General features: G+C 63.6%; 12 protein-coding genes, 1 tRNA gene and 1 pseudogene. All 14 read right to left on the reverse strand.

The window, feature by feature from the left end:
- The coding region (locus V6M37_RS11960) for a GTP-binding protein (RefSeq protein ID WP_332673022.1) at positions 1 to 357 on the reverse strand (357 nt) is incomplete at its 3' end.
- Between the two features lie 28 nt (positions 358 to 385).
- Positions 386 to 2,482 carry an elongation factor G gene (fusA, locus tag V6M37_RS11965; RefSeq protein WP_332673555.1) on the reverse strand — a complete coding sequence of 699 codons (2,097 nt, stop codon included), beginning with the start codon at positions 2,480 to 2,482 and terminating at the stop codon, positions 386 to 388.
- A 107-nt stretch (positions 2,483 to 2,589) separates the two neighbouring features.
- A complete protein-coding gene (gene rpsG / locus V6M37_RS11970) occupies positions 2,590 to 3,060 on the reverse strand; it encodes a 30S ribosomal protein S7 (RefSeq protein ID WP_312662767.1) in 471 nt (156 codons plus the stop codon).
- Between the two features lie 32 nt (positions 3,061 to 3,092).
- Positions 3,093 to 3,470 (reverse strand): 30S ribosomal protein S12, encoded by a 378-nt coding sequence (gene rpsL / locus V6M37_RS11975; RefSeq protein WP_312662766.1) that lies wholly within the window; start codon positions 3,468 to 3,470, stop codon positions 3,093 to 3,095.
- 132 nt (positions 3,471 to 3,602) lie between these two features.
- The gene (gene rpoC, locus V6M37_RS11980; RefSeq protein WP_332673559.1) at positions 3,603 to 7,835 is read right to left on the reverse strand and encodes a DNA-directed RNA polymerase subunit beta'; all 4,233 of its coding nucleotides are present in this window, start codon (positions 7,833 to 7,835) and stop codon (positions 3,603 to 3,605) included.
- A 42-nt stretch (positions 7,836 to 7,877) separates the two neighbouring features.
- On the reverse strand, positions 7,878 to 12,011 hold the full coding sequence (gene rpoB, locus V6M37_RS11985; protein ID WP_332673562.1) for a DNA-directed RNA polymerase subunit beta: 4,134 nt from the start codon (positions 12,009 to 12,011) through the stop codon (positions 7,878 to 7,880).
- 196 nt (positions 12,012 to 12,207) lie between these two features.
- Positions 12,208 to 12,588, reverse strand: coding sequence for a 50S ribosomal protein L7/L12 (gene rplL / locus V6M37_RS11990; RefSeq protein ID WP_332673564.1), 381 nt, complete (start codon positions 12,586 to 12,588; stop codon positions 12,208 to 12,210).
- Positions 12,589 to 12,646: 58 nt separating this feature from the next.
- Positions 12,647 to 13,171 (reverse strand): 50S ribosomal protein L10, encoded by a 525-nt coding sequence (gene rplJ, locus V6M37_RS11995; protein WP_332673567.1) that lies wholly within the window; start codon positions 13,169 to 13,171, stop codon positions 12,647 to 12,649.
- 318 nt (positions 13,172 to 13,489) lie between these two features.
- Complete coding sequence (gene rplA / locus V6M37_RS12000; protein WP_332673569.1) at positions 13,490 to 14,188, reverse strand: 50S ribosomal protein L1; 699 nt, start codon at positions 14,186 to 14,188, stop codon at positions 13,490 to 13,492.
- A 2-nt stretch (positions 14,189 to 14,190) separates the two neighbouring features.
- Positions 14,191 to 14,622 carry a 50S ribosomal protein L11 gene (gene rplK, locus V6M37_RS12005; RefSeq protein ID WP_312662759.1) on the reverse strand — a complete coding sequence of 144 codons (432 nt, stop codon included), beginning with the start codon at positions 14,620 to 14,622 and terminating at the stop codon, positions 14,191 to 14,193.
- A gap of 101 nt (positions 14,623 to 14,723) precedes the next feature.
- Positions 14,724 to 15,257: a transcription termination/antitermination protein NusG gene (gene nusG / locus V6M37_RS12010; protein ID WP_312662758.1), complete on the reverse strand. Its 534-nt coding sequence runs from the start codon at positions 15,255 to 15,257 to the stop codon at positions 14,724 to 14,726.
- A gap of 2 nt (positions 15,258 to 15,259) precedes the next feature.
- The gene (gene secE, locus V6M37_RS12015; protein ID WP_332673573.1) at positions 15,260 to 15,607 is read right to left on the reverse strand and encodes a preprotein translocase subunit SecE; all 348 of its coding nucleotides are present in this window, start codon (positions 15,605 to 15,607) and stop codon (positions 15,260 to 15,262) included.
- Between the two features lie 25 nt (positions 15,608 to 15,632).
- Positions 15,633 to 15,708 (reverse strand) — tRNA-Trp (locus V6M37_RS12020).
- Positions 15,709 to 15,779: 71 nt separating this feature from the next.
- Positions 15,780 to 16,074, reverse strand: a pseudogene (tuf, locus tag V6M37_RS12025) (elongation factor Tu); the annotation flags it as partial.

The raw sequence follows: 16,074 nt of genomic DNA on the forward strand, positions 1-16,074 counted from the left end.
GTGCTCGCGGGTCTGCGGCATCGGGCCGTCGGCGGCCGAGCACACCAGGATCGCGCCGTCCATCTGCGCCGCACCGGTGATCATGTTCTTCACGTAGTCGGCGTGCCCCGGGCAGTCGACGTGCGCGTAGTGACGGGCCGCCGTCTCGTACTCGACGTGCGCGGTGTTGATCGTGATGCCGCGCGCCTTTTCTTCCGGCGCCGCGTCGATCTGGTCGTAGGCTTTCGCCTCGCCACCGAACTTCGACGACAGAATCGTCGTGATCGCCGCCGTCAGGGTCGTCTTGCCATGGTCAACGTGGCCGATCGTCCCAACGTTCACGTGCGGTTTCGTCCGCTCAAACTTGCCTTTCGCCATTGCTCAATTCCTCGCTTCGGTTCGTTGATTACTTGCGATTGTTGATCACCGCCTCCGCGACACTCTTCGGCGCCTCGGAGTAGTGCTTGAATTCCATCGAGTAGGTCGCGCGGCCCTGCGTCAGCGAACGCAGTTGCGTCGCGTAGCCGAACATTTCGGCGAGCGGAACTTCCGCCTTGACCTCCTTCATGCCACCGGGCAAGTCGTCCATCCCCTGGACGATCCCGCGGCGACCGGACAGGTCGCCCATGACGTTGCCCATGTAGTCCTCGGGGGTCTCAACGACGACCGCCATCATCGGCTCGAGCAGCACCGGGCTCGCCTTGCGCATCGCGTCCTTGAACGCCATCGACGCTGCCATCTTGAACGCGTTTTCGTTCGAGTCGACGTCATGGTACGAACCGTCGAACAGCGTGACCTTGACGTCGACGACCGGGAACCCGGCGAGCACGCCGTTCGGCAGCGTCTCTTGCAGGCCCTTGTCGACGGCCGGAATGTATTCGCGCGGCACAACGCCGCCCTTGATCGCGTCGACGAACTCGTAACCCTTGCCGGTCTCGTTCGGCTCGAGCTTGATCCAGACGTGGCCGAACTGGCCGCGACCGCCGGACTGCTTGACGAACTTGCCTTCCTGCTCGACCGCCTTGCGGATCGCCTCGCGGTACGCAACCTGCGGCGCGCCGACGGTCGCTTCGACGTTGAACTCGCGCTTCATGCGATCAACGAGGATCTCGAGGTGCAGCTCGCCCATGCCGGAGATGATCGTCTGGCCCGATTCTTCGTCGGTACGGACGCGGAAGGACGGGTCCTCGGCTGCGAGACGACCCAGCGCGATACCCATTTTCTCCTGATCGCCCTTGGTCTTCGGCTCGACGGCGACGTGGATCACCGGCTCCGGGAACACCATGCGCTCGAGGATGATCGGCGCGGACGGGTCGCACAGCGTCTCGCCGGTCGTCACTTCTTTCAGGCCAACGCAAGCCGCGATGTCGCCGGCGAGAACTTCCTTGATTTCCTCGCGCTCGTTCGCATGCATCTGCAGAATCCGGCCGATGCGCTCCTTCTTGCCCTTGACCGAGTTAAGCACCGTCTCGCCCGACTTCAGCACGCCGGAATACACGCGCACAAAAGTCAGCTGGCCGACGAACGGGTCGGTCATCAGCTTGAATGCGAGCGCAGCGAACTTCTCGGAGTCGTCGGCCTTCCGGACGACTTCGTTCTCGTTGTCGTCGGTGCCCGCAACCGGCGGAATATCGACCGGCGACGGCAGCAGTTCGATGACGGCATCGAGCATGCGCTGCACACCCTTGTTCTTGAACGCGGTGCCGCACATCATCGGCTGGATCTCGCACGCGATCGTCCGCGTACGCAGGCCCAGGACGATCTTTTCGTACGACAGATCGCCGCTTTCGAGATACTCGTTCATCAGCTCTTCGCTGGCCTCGGCCGCAGCCTCGAGCATCTTTTCGCGCCACTCTTCGGCCTCGCCCTGAAGCTCGGCAGGGATGTCGCGGTAGTCGAACTTCATCCCCTGGGACGCCTCGTCCCAGTAGATCGCCTTCATGCGAACGAGATCAACGACGCCGACAAAATTCTCTTCCGCCCCGATCGGGATCACGATGGGCACCGGATTCGCCTTCAGGCGGAGCTTCATCTGCTCGACGACCTTGAAGAAATTCGCGCCCTGACGGTCCATCTTGTTCACGAATGCAAGCCGCGGCACCTTGTACTTGGTTGCCTGACGCCACACCGTCTCGGACTGGGGCTGTACGCCGCCGACCGCGCAGTAGACCATGCACGCGCCGTCAAGCACGCGCATCGAGCGCTCGACCTCGATCGTGAAGTCGACGTGTCCCGGCGTGTCGATGATGTTGAACCGGTGCTCGGGGAATGACATCTCCATGCCTTTCCAGAAGCAGGTGGTCGCAGCCGAGGTGATCGTGATCCCCCGCTCCTGCTCCTGCTCCATCCAATCCATCGTGGCAGCGCCATCGTGGACTTCACCGATCTTGTGGTTGACGCCAGTATAGAAAAGGATGCGCTCGGTCGTCGTTGTCTTGCCGGCGTCGATGTGAGCCGAGATACCGATGTTGCGGTAGCGCTCAATGGGAGTCTTGCGAGCCACGGTTTTTCCTGCCTTCTGGAATTCGCGCGCGAGCGCGCGGAATTTCTTGTCCTGTTACAAAACAATCGAGCCCTTGCCAGGGCTCGATTAACCGCCGTCTTGAAAAATCAGAAGCGGTAGTGCGAGAACGCCTTGTTGGCCTCGGCCATGCGATGGACTTCTTCGCGCTTCTTCATCGCCGAACCGCGACCTTCCGCCGCCTCGAGCAGTTCGCCGGCCAGGCGCTGCGCCATCGACTTCTCAGCACGCTTGCGCGCCGCTTCGCGGAGCCAGCGCATCGACAACGCCATGCGGCGCGACGGACGGACTTCGACCGGAACCTGATAGTTCGCACCGCCGACGCGACGGCTCTTGACTTCGACAACCGGTTTCACGTTCGCAACCGCCGACGAGAAGACCTCGAGCGGATCCTTGCCCGCCTTGCCGGAAATCTGCGCGAACGCGCCATAGACGATGCGTTCGGCCACCGACTTCTTGCCGGACTGCATGATCACGTTGATGAACTTGGAAACGTCCTGCGAACCGAACTTCGGATCGGGCAGGATTTCACGCTTGGGGACTTCGCGACGACGGGGCATGACTACCTCTAGCTATTTCTGGATGCCGACAATTAGGCTTTCTTAGGACGCTTCGCGCCGTACTTCGAGCGAGACTGTTTGCGGTCCTTGACACCCTGAAGATCGAGCGAACCGCGGACGATGTGATAGCGCACCCCCGGCAAGTCCTTTACACGGCCGCCACGAATCAGGACCACGGAGTGCTCCTGGAGGTTGTGGCCTTCGCCGCCGATGTAGGAGATGACTTCGAAGCCGTTCGTCAGGCGAACCTTGGCGACCTTCCGCAGCGCCGAGTTCGGCTTCTTCGGAGTGGTCGTGTAGACCCTGGTGCACACGCCCCGCTTTTGCGGGCATGCATCGAGGGCCGGCACCTTGCTCTTGGTGACGGCAAGTTCCCGCGGCTTGCGGACGAGCTGATTAATTGTTGGCATAGCTTGAGAATTTTCCAATATACCGAGGCGACCCCTCGGGGCCGCCTCGGGCGGTTGATTCCGGCTGCGACCGACTACGATTGGTCAGTCCACAAAAAGAGGCCGGATGTTATCGTGAAACGCAAGCGAGCGTCAACCGGCCTGCACGTCCTGCGACACGTCATGAGGCACTTCGGACGGCGCTTCCTCCTGGATCGCGGCCCACGCGTGCTCGGCGGCGAGGTCTTCGCCCGCCGACTGCGCCTTGCGGTTCCGGTGATACGCCATGCCCGTTCCCGCGGGAATCAGGCGACCGACGATGACGTTCTCCTTCAGACCGCGCAAATCGTCGCGCTTGCCCATGATCGCCGCTTCGGTCAGCACGCGCGTCGTTTCCTGGAAGGACGCGGCCGAGATGAACGAGTCGGTCGACAACGACGCCTTCGTGATACCGAGCAGCACGTTCTGGTACTGCGCCGGCAGCTTCCCGTCGGCCTCGATGCGGTCGTTCTCGTCCAGCACTTCCGAGCGTTCGACCTGCTCCTCGCGGATGAAGCGCGTATCGCCGGCGTCGTTGATGACCACGCGACGCAGCATCTGGCGGACGATCACCTCGATGTGCTTGTCGTTGATCTTCACGCCCTGCAGACGATAGACGTCCTGCACTTCGTCGATGATGTAACGGGCGAGCGCCTCGATACCCTGCAGGCGCAGGATGTCGTGCGGATCCGCCGGGCCGTCGACGATCAGCTCGCCCTTGTTCACGACCTGTCCGTCGTGAACCATGACGTGCTTGTCCTTCGGGATCAGGAACTCGTGCGCGGTGCCGTCGGCCTCGGTGATCACGAGGCGCTGCTTGCCCTTCGTGTCCTTGCCGAACGAGACCGTGCCGGTGTACTCGGCGAGCACGCCGGCGTCCTTCGGCGGCCGCGCTTCGAACAGCTCCGCGACACGCGGCAGACCGCCGGTAATGTCGCGCGTCTTCGCCGATTCCTGCGGGATCCGCGCGAGCACGTCGCCGACCCCGATTTCCTGGCCGTCCTTGACGGTGATCAGCGAGCCCACCTGGAAGGTGATCGCCACCGAGTGGTCGGTGCCGGCGATTTTCACTTCTTCGCCGTTCTCGTCGAGCAGCTTCACCTGCGGCCGCACGCCCTTCGACGACGGGCCGCTCGTGCGCCGCTTGCCGTCGATGACGACCAGGGTCGACAGACCCGTGACCTCGTCGATCTGCTTCGCAACCGTCGCCCCCTCTTCCACGTTCTCGAACTTCACCGTACCGGCGTACTCGGTGACGATCGGACGGGTGTGCGGGTCCCACGTCGCGAGCATCACGCCGGCTTTCACCGCCGCGCCGTCGTCGACGAGCAGCGTCGCACCGTACGGCAATTTGTGCCGTTCGCGCTCGCGCCCCATGTCATCGGCGACGACGATTTCGGCCGAGCGCGCGATGATGACCTTCTCGCCCTTCGCATTCGAGACGTAGCGCATGTTGCCGGCGAAGCGCACGGTACCGGCCGACTTCGACTCGACCCCGCTCGCCGCGGCGGCCCGGGAGGCCGCGCCACCGACGTGGAAAGTCCGCATCGTCAGCTGCGTGCCAGGTTCGCCGATCGACTGCGCGGCGATCACGCCGACCGCTTCGCCGACGTTGACCAGGTTGCCGCGGCCAAGGTCACGTCCATAGCACTTGCCGCACAGGCCGTAGCGGGTTTCGCACGTCAGCGCGGTGCGCACCTTCACCTCGTCGATGCCGAGGCTCTCGATCAGGTCGACCGCGTCCTCGTCGAGCAGCGAGCCCGCTTCGATGACGGTCTCCTGCGACTCGGGGTTCACGACGTCCTCGGCACACACGCGGCCGAGAATCCGCTCGCGCAGCGGCTCGATGACTTCGCCGCCTTCGATCAGCGCCTTCATCAGGAAGCCGTCGCGCGTGCCGCAGTCGTCCTCGGTGACGACCAGATCCTGCGTCACGTCCACGAGGCGGCGCGTCAGGTAACCCGAGTTCGCCGTCTTCAACGCCGTGTCCGCGAGACCCTTCCGCGCGCCGTGCGTCGAGATGAAGTACTGCAGAACGTTCAGGCCTTCGCGGAAGTTCGTCGTGATCGGCGTCTCGATGATCGAGCCGTCCGGCTTCGCCATCAGGCCGCGCATGCCGGCGAGCTGGCGGATCTGCGCTGCCGAGCCGCGCGCCCCCGAGTCGGCCATCATATAGATGGAGTTGAACGACTCCTGCTTGACCGTTTCGCCGAGGCGATTGACGACGTCTTCCTGGCCGAGCTGGTCCATCATCGCCTTCGCGACCTGGTCACCCGCACGCCCCCAGATGTCGACGACCTTGTTGTAGCGCTCACCGTCGGTCACGAGACCGGACGTGTATTGCCGCGCGATCTCCTTCACTTCCTGTTCGGCCGCGTGAATCAGGACGTCCTTCTGCCGCGGCACGAGCATGTCCTTGACCGCGATCGAGATGCCGGCGCGCGTCGCCAGGCGGAAACCGAACTGCATCAGCTTGTCCGCGAACACGACCGTTTCCTTCAGGCCGCAGCGGCGGAACGAGGCGTTGATCAGCCGCGAAATCTCCTTCTTCTTCATCGGCTTGTCGAGCACGCTGAACGGCAGTCCCGGCGGCAGAATCTCGGACAGCATCGCGCGGCCGGCGGTCGTGTTGTAGCGCGTGATCTTCTCGCGGCGCTCGCCTTCGGCGGACACCTCGACTTCCTTCAGGCGCACCGACACGCGCGCGTGCAGCGACAGCTGCTTCGACTCGTACGCCCGCTTGAGCTCGCCGACGTCGGAGAAAGCCATGCCTTCGCCAGCGACGTTCACGCCTTCGCGGGTCGCGTAGTACAAGCCGAGCACGATGTCCTGCGACGGGACGATGATCGGCTCGCCGTTCGCCGGCGACAGCACGTTGTTCGATGCGAGCATCAGCGTGCGCGCTTCCATCTGCGCCTCGAGCGACAGCGGCACGTGGACGGCCATCTGGTCGCCGTCGAAGTCGGCGTTGAACGCGACGCAGACGAGCGGGTGCAGCTGGATCGCCTTGCCTTCGATCAGCACCGGCTCGAATGCCTGGATACCGAGACGGTGCAGCGTCGGCGCGCGGTTCAGCATCACCGGATGTTCGCGGATGACCTCTTCCAGGATGTCCCAGACGACCGGCTCCTGGCTTTCGACCATCTTCTTCGCCTGCTTGATCGTCGTGGCGAGGCCCATCAGTTCGAGCTTGTTGAAGATGAACGGCTTGAAGAGTTCGAGCGCCATCAGCTTCGGCAGGCCGCACTGGTGCAGCTTCAGCTGCGGACCGACGACGATGACCGAACGGCCCGAGTAGTCGACGCGCTTGCCGAGCAGGTTCTGACGGAAGCGGCCGCCCTTGCCCTTGATCATGTCGGCGAGCGACTTCAGCGGACGCTTGTTGGCGCCGGTCATCGCCTTGCCGCGACGGCCGTTGTCGAGCAGCGAGTCCACCGACTCCTGCAGCATGCGCTTCTCGTTGCGCACGATGATCTCGGGCGCCTTCAGCTCGAGTAGACGCTTCAGACGGTTGTTGCGGTTGATGACGCGGCGGTAGAGGTCGTTCAGGTCCGAGGTCGCGAAGCGGCCGCCGTCGAGCGGCACCAGCGGACGCAGGTCCGGCGGCAGCACCGGCAGCACTTCGAGGATCATCCACTCGGGCTTGATACCCGACTGCATGAACGCCTCGAGCACCTTCAGGCGCTTCGAGAATTTCTTGATCTTCGCTTCGGATCCCGTCGTCTCGAGGTCGCCGCGCAGCTTCTCGATCTCGAGCTTGACGTCGAGCGTGCGCAGCAGGCCGCGAATGCCTTCGGCGCCCATCAGTGCGTCGAAGTCATCCCCGTACTCCTCGACCTTCGCAAGGTAGTCGTCTTCGGTCAGCAACTGGCCGCGATTGAGCGGCGTCATGCCCGGCTCGACGACGACGAAGGCTTCGAAATACAGCACGCGCTCGATGTCGCGCAGCGTCATGTCGAGCACCATGCCGAGGCGGCTCGGCAGGCTCTTCAGGAACCAGATGTGCGCGGTCGGGCTCGCGAGCTCGATGTGCGCCATGCGCTCGCGGCGCACCTTCGACAGCGTCACCTCGACGCCGCACTTCTCGCAGATCACGCCGCGGTGCTTGAGCCGCTTGTACTTGCCGCACAGGCACTCGTAGTCCTTCACCGGCCCGAAGATCTTGGCGCAGAAGAGGCCGTCGCGCTCGGGCTTGAAGGTGCGGTAGTTGATCGTCTCGGGCTTCTTGACTTCGCCATACGACCACGAGCGGATCTTTTCGGGCGACGCGAGGCCGATCGTGATTGCGTCGAACTGGTCTTCGTTCGGCAGGGTTTGTTTGAACAGGTCAGCGAGCAGGCTTTTCATATATCACTCCGTCCGGGTCTGCGTGTCAGGCAGGCACCCGGTTCAGTACGTGTCCAGATCGATGTCGATCGCGAGCGAGCGGATTTCCTTCACCAGCACGTTGAAGGATTCGGGCATGCCCGCGTCGATCTTGTGTTCGCCCTTGACAATGCTTTCGTACACCTTCGTCCGGCCGGTCACGTCGTCGGACTTCACCGTCAGCATTTCCTGCAGCGTGTAGGCGGCGCCGTAGGCCTCGAGCGCCCACACTTCCATCTCGCCGAAACGCTGGCCACCGAACTGCGCCTTGCCGCCGAGCGGCTGCTGCGTGACCAGCGAGTACGGACCGGTCGAGCGCGCGTGCATCTTGTCATCGACGAGGTGGTGCAGCTTCAGCACGTGCTTGTAGCCCACCGTGACCTTGCGGTCGAACGCCTCGCCGGTGCGGCCGTCGTACAGCGTGACCTGGCCGCCCGACTCGATGCCGGCGAGCTTGAACATCGCCTCGATCTCTTCTTCCTTCGCACCGTCGAAGACCGGCGTCGCGAACGGCACGCCCTTCGCGAGGTTCGAGCCGAGTTCGATGACTTCATCGTCCTTCAGCGAGGCGATGTCCTCGGGCTTGCCGTTGTCGTTGTAGATCTGGCCGAGCAGCTCGCGCACTTCGCTCACCGCCGCGTTCGCACGCAGCATCCCGCCGATCTTGTTGCCGAGCGCCTTCGCCGCCCAGCCGAGGTGCGTCTCGAGGATCTGGCCGATGTTCATCCGCGACGGCACGCCCAGCGGGTTCAGCACGATGTCGACCGGCGTGCCGTCCGCCATGTGCGGCATGTCCTCGACCGGCACGATCCGCGACACCACGCCCTTGTTGCCGTGACGGCCGGCCATCTTGTCGCCCGGTTGCAGGCGGCGCTTCACCGCGAGGTACACCTTGACCATCTTCTGCACGCCCGGCGGCAGTTCGTCGCCCTGCGTGAGCTTCTTCTTCTTGATCTCGAACGCTTGGTCGAAGTCCTTGCGGGTCTTCTCGAGACCTTCGCGGATCGCTTCGAGCTGCGCCGCGAGCTCCTCGTCGGCCATGCGGATGTCGAACCAGTGGTAGAACTCGAGCGAATCGAGGTACTCGCCCGTGATCTCCGCGCCTTTCGCGAGCTTCTTCGGTCCGCCGTTGGCCTTCTGGCCGGTGATCAGTCGGCGGATCCGCGCGAACGCGTCGCGCTCGACGATGCGCATCTGGTCGGCGAGGTCGGTCTTGAAGCTGCGCAGCATGTCGTCGATGATCGACTGCGCGCGCTTGTCGCGCTCGATGCCTTCGCGGGTGAAGACCTGGACGTCGATGACGGTGCCGTTCATGCCCGACGGCACGCGCAACGACGTGTCCTTCACGTCGGAAGCCTTCTCGCCGAAGATCGCGCGCAAGAGTTTTTCTTCCGGCGTCAGCTGCGTCTCGCCCTTCGGCGTGACCTTGCCGACGAGCACGTCGCCGGCGTCGACTTCGGCGCCGATATAGACGATGCCGGACTCGTCGAGGCGCGACAGCTGAGCTTCGCCGAGCGACGCGATGTCACGCGTGATTTCCTCCGGTCCGAGCTTCGTATCACGCGCGACGACGGTCAGTTCCTCGATGTGGATCGACGTGAAGCGGTCCTCGGCGACGACACGCTCGGACAGCAGGATCGAATCCTCGAAGTTGTAGCCGTTCCACGGCATGAACGCGACCAGCATGTTCTGGCCGAGCGCGAGCTCGCCGAGATCGGTCGAGGCGCCGTCGGCAATGACGTCGCCCCTGCCGATGAGGTCGCCGACCTTGACGATCGGGCGCTGGTTGATGTTCGTGTTCTGGTTCGAACGCGTGTACTTGATCATGTTGTAGATATCGACGCCGACTTCGCCCGCGAGGGTTTCGTCGTCGTTGACGCGCACGACGATGCGGTTCGCGTCCACATAGTCGACGACGCCGCCGCGCATCGCCTGCACCGCGGTGCCCGAATCGACCGCGACCGTGCGCTCGATCCCGGTGCCGACGAGCGGCTTCTCCGGACGCAGGCACGGCACCGCCTGGCGCTGCATGTTCGCGCCCATCAGCGCGCGGTTCGCGTCGTCGTGCTCGAGGAACGGAATCAGCGAGGCCGCGACCGACACGATCTGCCCCGGCGCAACGTCCATGTACTGCACCTGGTCGGACGTCGACAGCGCGAACTCGCCCTTGTGGCGGCACGACACGAGGTCGCCGAGCAGCGTGCCGGCTTCATCGACTTCGGCGTTCGCCTGCGCGATCACGTACTGGCCTTCCTCGATCGCCGACAGGAAATCGATCTGGTCGGTGACACTTCCGTCGATGACCTTGCGGTACGGTGTCTCGAGGAAACCGTGGCGGTTGGTCTGCGCATAGACGGCGAGCGAGTTTATCAGACCGATGTTCGGACCTTCCGGCGTCTCGATCGGGCACACGCGGCCATAGTGCGTCGGATGCACGTCGCGGACTTCGAAGCCCGCGCGCTCGCGCGTCAGACCGCCCGGGCCGAGTGCGGAGACGCGGCGCTTGTGCGTGATCTCGGACAGCGGATTCGTCTGGTCCATGAACTGCGACAGCTGGCTCGACCCGAAGAATTCCTTGATCGCCGCCGAAATCGGCTTCGCGTTGATCAGGTCGTGCGGCATCAGGTTGTCGGACTCGGCCTGCGACAGGCGCTCCTTGACCGCGCGCTCGACGCGCACGAGACCGGCGCGGAACTGGTTTTCCGCAAGCTCACCGACCGACCGCACGCGACGGTTGCCGAGGTGGTCGATATCGTCGATCTCGCCGCGACCGTTGCGCAGTTCGACCAGCACGCTGATTACCGCGAGGATGTCCTCGTTCGACAGCGTCGCCGGGCCTTCCTCGCCGCGCGAACCGACGTTCTCGTAGAAGCGCTTCAGCCAGCCGGGCGCCTTGTCCTCGATCTTCTCCGGATAGGCGCGGCGGTTGAACTTCATGCGGCCGACCGACGACAGGTCGTAACGCTCCTCGGCGTAGAACAGCCCCTGGAACAGCGCCTCGACCGCTTCCTCGGTCGGCGGCTCGCCTGGGCGCATCATGCGGTAGATCGCGACGCGCGCGGCCCACTGGTCCGCGGTTTCGTCGATGCGCAGCGTCTGCGAGATGTACGCGCCGCGGTCGAGGTCGTTCACGTACAGGGTCTGCATGTCCTTGACCCCGGCGATCCGCAGCTTGTCGAGTAGGTCCTCGGTGATCTCGTCGTTCGCGCGTGCGAGCAGTTCGCCGGTCTCCGGATCCGCGACGTTGCGCGCGAGGATGCGGCCGAGCACGAACTCGTCGGGAACCGCGATCGTCTTCACGCCGGCCTGATCGAGTTCGCGGATGTGCTTCGCGGTGATGCGCTTGTCGCGCGCAACGATCACGTTGCCCGACGCATCGGTGATGTCGAACTTCGCGACATCACCGCGCAGACGGTCGGGGACGAGCTCGAACAGCGTCGTGTCGCCGCTCATGCGGAACGTGTCGAAATCGTGGAAAGTCTCGAGGATTTCTTCCGGCGTCATCCCGATCGCACGCAGCAGAATCGTCGCCGGCATCTTGCGGCGGCGGTCGACGCGGAAGAACAGCGCGTCCTTCGGATCGAATTCGAAGTCGAGCCATGAACCGCGGTAGGGAATGATCCGCGCCGAGAACAGCAGCTTGCCCGACGAATGCGTCTTGCCGCGGTCGTGTTCGAAAAACACGCCCGGCGAGCGGTGCAGCTGCGAGACGATGACGCGCTCGGTGCCGTTGATGACGAACGAACCGGTGGAGGTCATCAGCGGGATTTCGCCCATATAGACCTCCTGCTCCTTGACCTCCTTGACGGTCTCCTTCGGAGCGTCGCGGTCGAGGATCACGAGGCGCACGCGGGCACGCAACGGCGACGCGAACGTCAGCCCGCGTTGCTGACACTCCTTGACGTCGAACGCCGGCTCGCCGAGCATGTACTGGACGAACTCGAGACGGGCATTGCCGCTATGGCTGGAGATCGGGAAAATCGACGTAAACGCGGCCTGCAGGCCGTGGTTCAGGCGGGAGAGCGGCGGCGTCTCGGCTTGAAGGAAAGATGCGAACGATTCGATCTGCGTGGCGAGCAGGAAAGGGACGTTCAGCACTGCCGCGCGCTTGGCGAAGCTCTTGCGGATACGTTTCTTTTCGGTGTAGGAATACGCCATGGATGCTCCGGGTAGAGGTCGGACGTCAAAGAGACAGAACGCAGCGCACCATCGGCCGCACGCGTATTGAGACTTGATCGCGCGCGCAGGGTTCTATTGGACTAGGCGAACGCACGCTGGGTTCTGGCTTCTCGCGGCACAAAGCACGAAAGGGCCGGCGCCCGTAGGAACGCCAGCCCCGAGAAACACGAAGGTCTTACTTGATCTCGACCTTCGCGCCCGCTTCTTCGAGTTGCTTCTTGAGCGCCTCGGCATCGGCCTTCGAGATGCCTTCCTTCACGGCCTTCGGCGCGCCGTCGACCAGGTCCTTCGCTTCCTTCAGCCCCAGGCCGGTGGCGGCACGGACGACCTTGATCGCCTCGACCTTCTTCTCTCCGGCGGCGACGAGGATCACGTCGAACTCGGTCTTCTCTTCGACGGCCGGAGCGGCAGCGCCGGCGGCCGGGGCGGCGGCGACGGCGACGGCGGCGGCAGCCGACACACCGAACTTCTCTTCCATGTCCTTGATGAGCTGCGACAGCTCAAGCACGGTCATGTTGCCAATTGCTTCCAGAATTTCGTCTTTGGACACAGCCATTTCTTACTCCTGAATGATTCTTTGCGCCCCGTTTCGAGAGGGCGCGGTCAAAATTGGATTACGCAGTCTCTTTCGAGTCACGCAGCGCAGCGACGGTACGCACAAACTTGCCCGGAACTTCGTTGAGCGTTTGCACGAACTTGGCCACCGGCGCCTGCATCGTCCCGAGCAGCGTGGCAAGCAGTTCTTCACGGCTGGGCATCGATGCCAACGCCTTGACGCCTTCGGCGTCCATGACGTAGTTCGGCATCGCGCCGCCCTTGATGATCAGCTTGTCGTTGGTCTTGGCGAACTCGTTGAGCACCTTGGCGGGAGCCACCGGATCCGTGGAAATTCCATAGATCAGGGGACCGACCATGTGCGCGGCCAGACCTTCGAAGGGCGTGCCAGAAGCAGCGCGCCGCACCAGCGTGTTTTTGAGGACGCGCAGGTAGACACCCGATTCACGCGCTTTCGCGCGCAGAGCGGTGACCTGCCCGACTTCGAGACCACGGTACTCAGCGACGATCACCGCCTGCGCGTTCGCCAGTTCGGCGGACACTTCGGCAACGACTGCCTTCTTGTCGTCAAGATTGAGACCCAAGGTCATCTCCTACTAGTGAAACGTCCGTCTGCCGATCGGGATTGACCGGAAAACGAACAACCACGGCGACCGTCATTCAGGAACAAGGCGACTGCCGCGAGCGGCAGCCGGACTTCAAAATCCTTCATCGGGTGACGCCATCTGCGCTGGGCCCGGGCCGAACCGGAGTTCGCCCGACATTAAGGCCGCGCCTTCGCGAATGTGCCCGCACGCGGGCATTCGTTTCAGGCACAACCCCCAGCGGTCTTTGACAACCTGCCGCCCAGCTACGGGCGGCAGCCCAAAGTCCTCGGGCGATTCGAGTCGCCCGCTGAATTCTTACGCGGCCGTAATGCTCGCCGGCTCGACGCGGACACCGCTGCCCATCGTGCTCGAGAGGGCGACACGGCGCAGGTACACACCCTTCGACGCAGCCGGCTTCGCCTTCTGCAGCGCATCGATCAGCGCGCCGAGGTTCTGCTGCAGCGCTTCGACACTGAAGGACGCACGACCGATCGTCGCGTGGATGATGCCCGCTTTGTCGGTCCGGTACTGCACCTGACCGGCTTTCGCGTTCTTGACCGCGGTGGTGACATCCATCGTCACGGTGCCGACCTTCGGGTTCGGCATCAGGCCCCGCGGACCGAGGATCTGACCGAGCTGACCGACGACGCGCATCGCGTCGGGGGTTGCGATGCAGAGATCGAAATCGATGTTGCCGGCCTTCACCTGCTCGGCGAGGTCGTCGAAGCCGACGACATCGGCACCGGCGGCGCGCGCCGCTTCCGCCTTGTCACCCTGCGCGAACACCGCGACCCGCACCGTCTTGCCGGTGCCCGCGGGCAGAACGACCGAGCCGCGAACGACCTGGTCGGATTTGCGCGCGTCGACGCCGAGGTTCACCGAGATGTCGATCGACTCGTCGAATTTTGCCGTCGCGCAGTCCTTGACCAGCGCCAGCGCTTCGCTGACGGGGTAGGTGCGGTCGCGGTCGACCTTCGCGCGGAGCGCCTGAACACGCTTCGAGAGCTTCGCCATGATTACAGCCCCTCCACGGTGATGCCCATGCTGCGGGCGGAACCGGCGATGGTGCGCACCGCGGCTTCCATGTCGGCAGCAGTCAGATCGGCCATCTTGGTCTTGGCGATTTCCTCCACCTGCGCACGGGTGATCGAGCCGACCTTGTCGGTATGCGGCTTCGGCGAGCCCTTCTGGATCTTCGCCGCCTTCTTGATCAGGATCGTCGCCGGCGGCGTCTTCATGATGAAGGTAAAGCTCTTGTCCGCGTACGCCGTGATCACCACGGGAATCGGCAGACCGGGCTCGAGGCCCTGCGTCTTGGCGTTGAACGCCTTGCAGAATTCCATGATGTTCAGGCCGCGCTGACCGAGCGCCGGGCCGATCGGGGGGCTGGGGTTGGCTTTACCAGCTGGCACTTGCAGCTTGATATAGCCGGTGATCTTCTTTGCCACTGCGGCTCACTCCTGTTTGAGTACGAACGCACCGGCCGCGGCCGGCGCTCCTCGCGATGCCCGCGTGAACGGGCTGTATCGGGCCCGAAGGCCCGCCAACATCAGGTTTTTTCGACCTGACTGAAATCCAGCTCCACCGGCGTCGCGCGACCGAAAATGGTCACGGACACGCGCAGCTTGCTCTTGTCGTAATTGACGTCCTCGACCGAGCCGTGAAAATCGGTGAAAGGGCCTTCCTTGACGCGCACGACTTCGCCGGTCTCCCACAGCACCTTCGGACGCGGCTTCTCGACGCCTTCCTGCATCTGCTGCATGATCTTCTCGACTTCCTTCTCGGAAATCGGGGACGGCTTGTTCGCGGTTCCGCCGACGAATCCCGTGACTTTCGGCGTCGACTTCACCAGATGCCAGCTCTCGTCGTTCATTTCCATTTCGACGAGCACGTAGCCGGGAAAGAACTTCCGCTCGGAAATGCTTTTCTGGCCGCTCTTCATCTCGACGACTTCTTCGACCGGCACCAGGATCTGCCCGAACGCGTCCTGCATTCCCGCGCGATTGATGCGGTCCACGAGCGCGCGCTGAACCGACTTCTCGAAGCCCGAATAGGCATGCACCACGTACCAGCGCTTCGTCATGATCACTTCCAGCCCAGAATCAGGTCGTACATCACCCATTCCAGACTCTTATCCGTCAGCCACAAAAAAATCGCCATCACGACCACGAAGGCGAACACCATGCCGGTCGTCTGCACCGTCTCCTTGCGCGAAGGCCACACGACCTTCTTCGTCTCGGTGACCGACTCGCGCGCGAATCCAACGAAGCGGCGGCCGGATTCGGACTGCGAAGCGACCGCAGCGGCGGCGGCAACGCCCGCAAGAACCGACAGCACGCGCAACACCAGCGCCTGCTCGGAAAGCAGGTAGAAGCCGACCACACCGGCCACGACCAGTGCGATAGCCAGCGCAACCTTCAACTTATCGGCCATCGAAATATGAATATCCGGAAAGGAGTGGCAGGGGCAGAGGGAATCGAACCCCCAACCTTCGGTTTTGGAGACCGACGCTCTGCCAATTGAGCTATGCCCCTGCAGCAGAGACTACCGGACACCCCGCCCTGCGGGGCGCCCTTCGATCAAGCGATCGTTATGTGATGAACAATCACTCGACGATCTTCGCGACGACGCCGGCACCGACGGTACGGCCGCCTTCGCGGATCGCGAAACGCAGACCTTCTTCCATCGCGATCGGCGCCATCAGCTTCACGGTGATCGAGACGTTGTCGCCCGGCATCACCATCTCAGTGCCTTCGGGCAGCGCGATCGAGCCGGTCACGTCGGTCGTCCGGAAGTAGAACTGCGGACGGTAGTTGTTGAAGAACGGCGTGTGACGGCCGCCCTCTTCCTTCGACAGCACATACACTTCACCGGTGAAGTGGGTGTGCGGCTTGATCGAA

The organism is Aromatoleum sp. (assembly GCF_036675785.1).
In the GTDB taxonomy this organism is placed as follows: Bacteria; Pseudomonadota; Gammaproteobacteria; order Burkholderiales; family Rhodocyclaceae; genus Aromatoleum.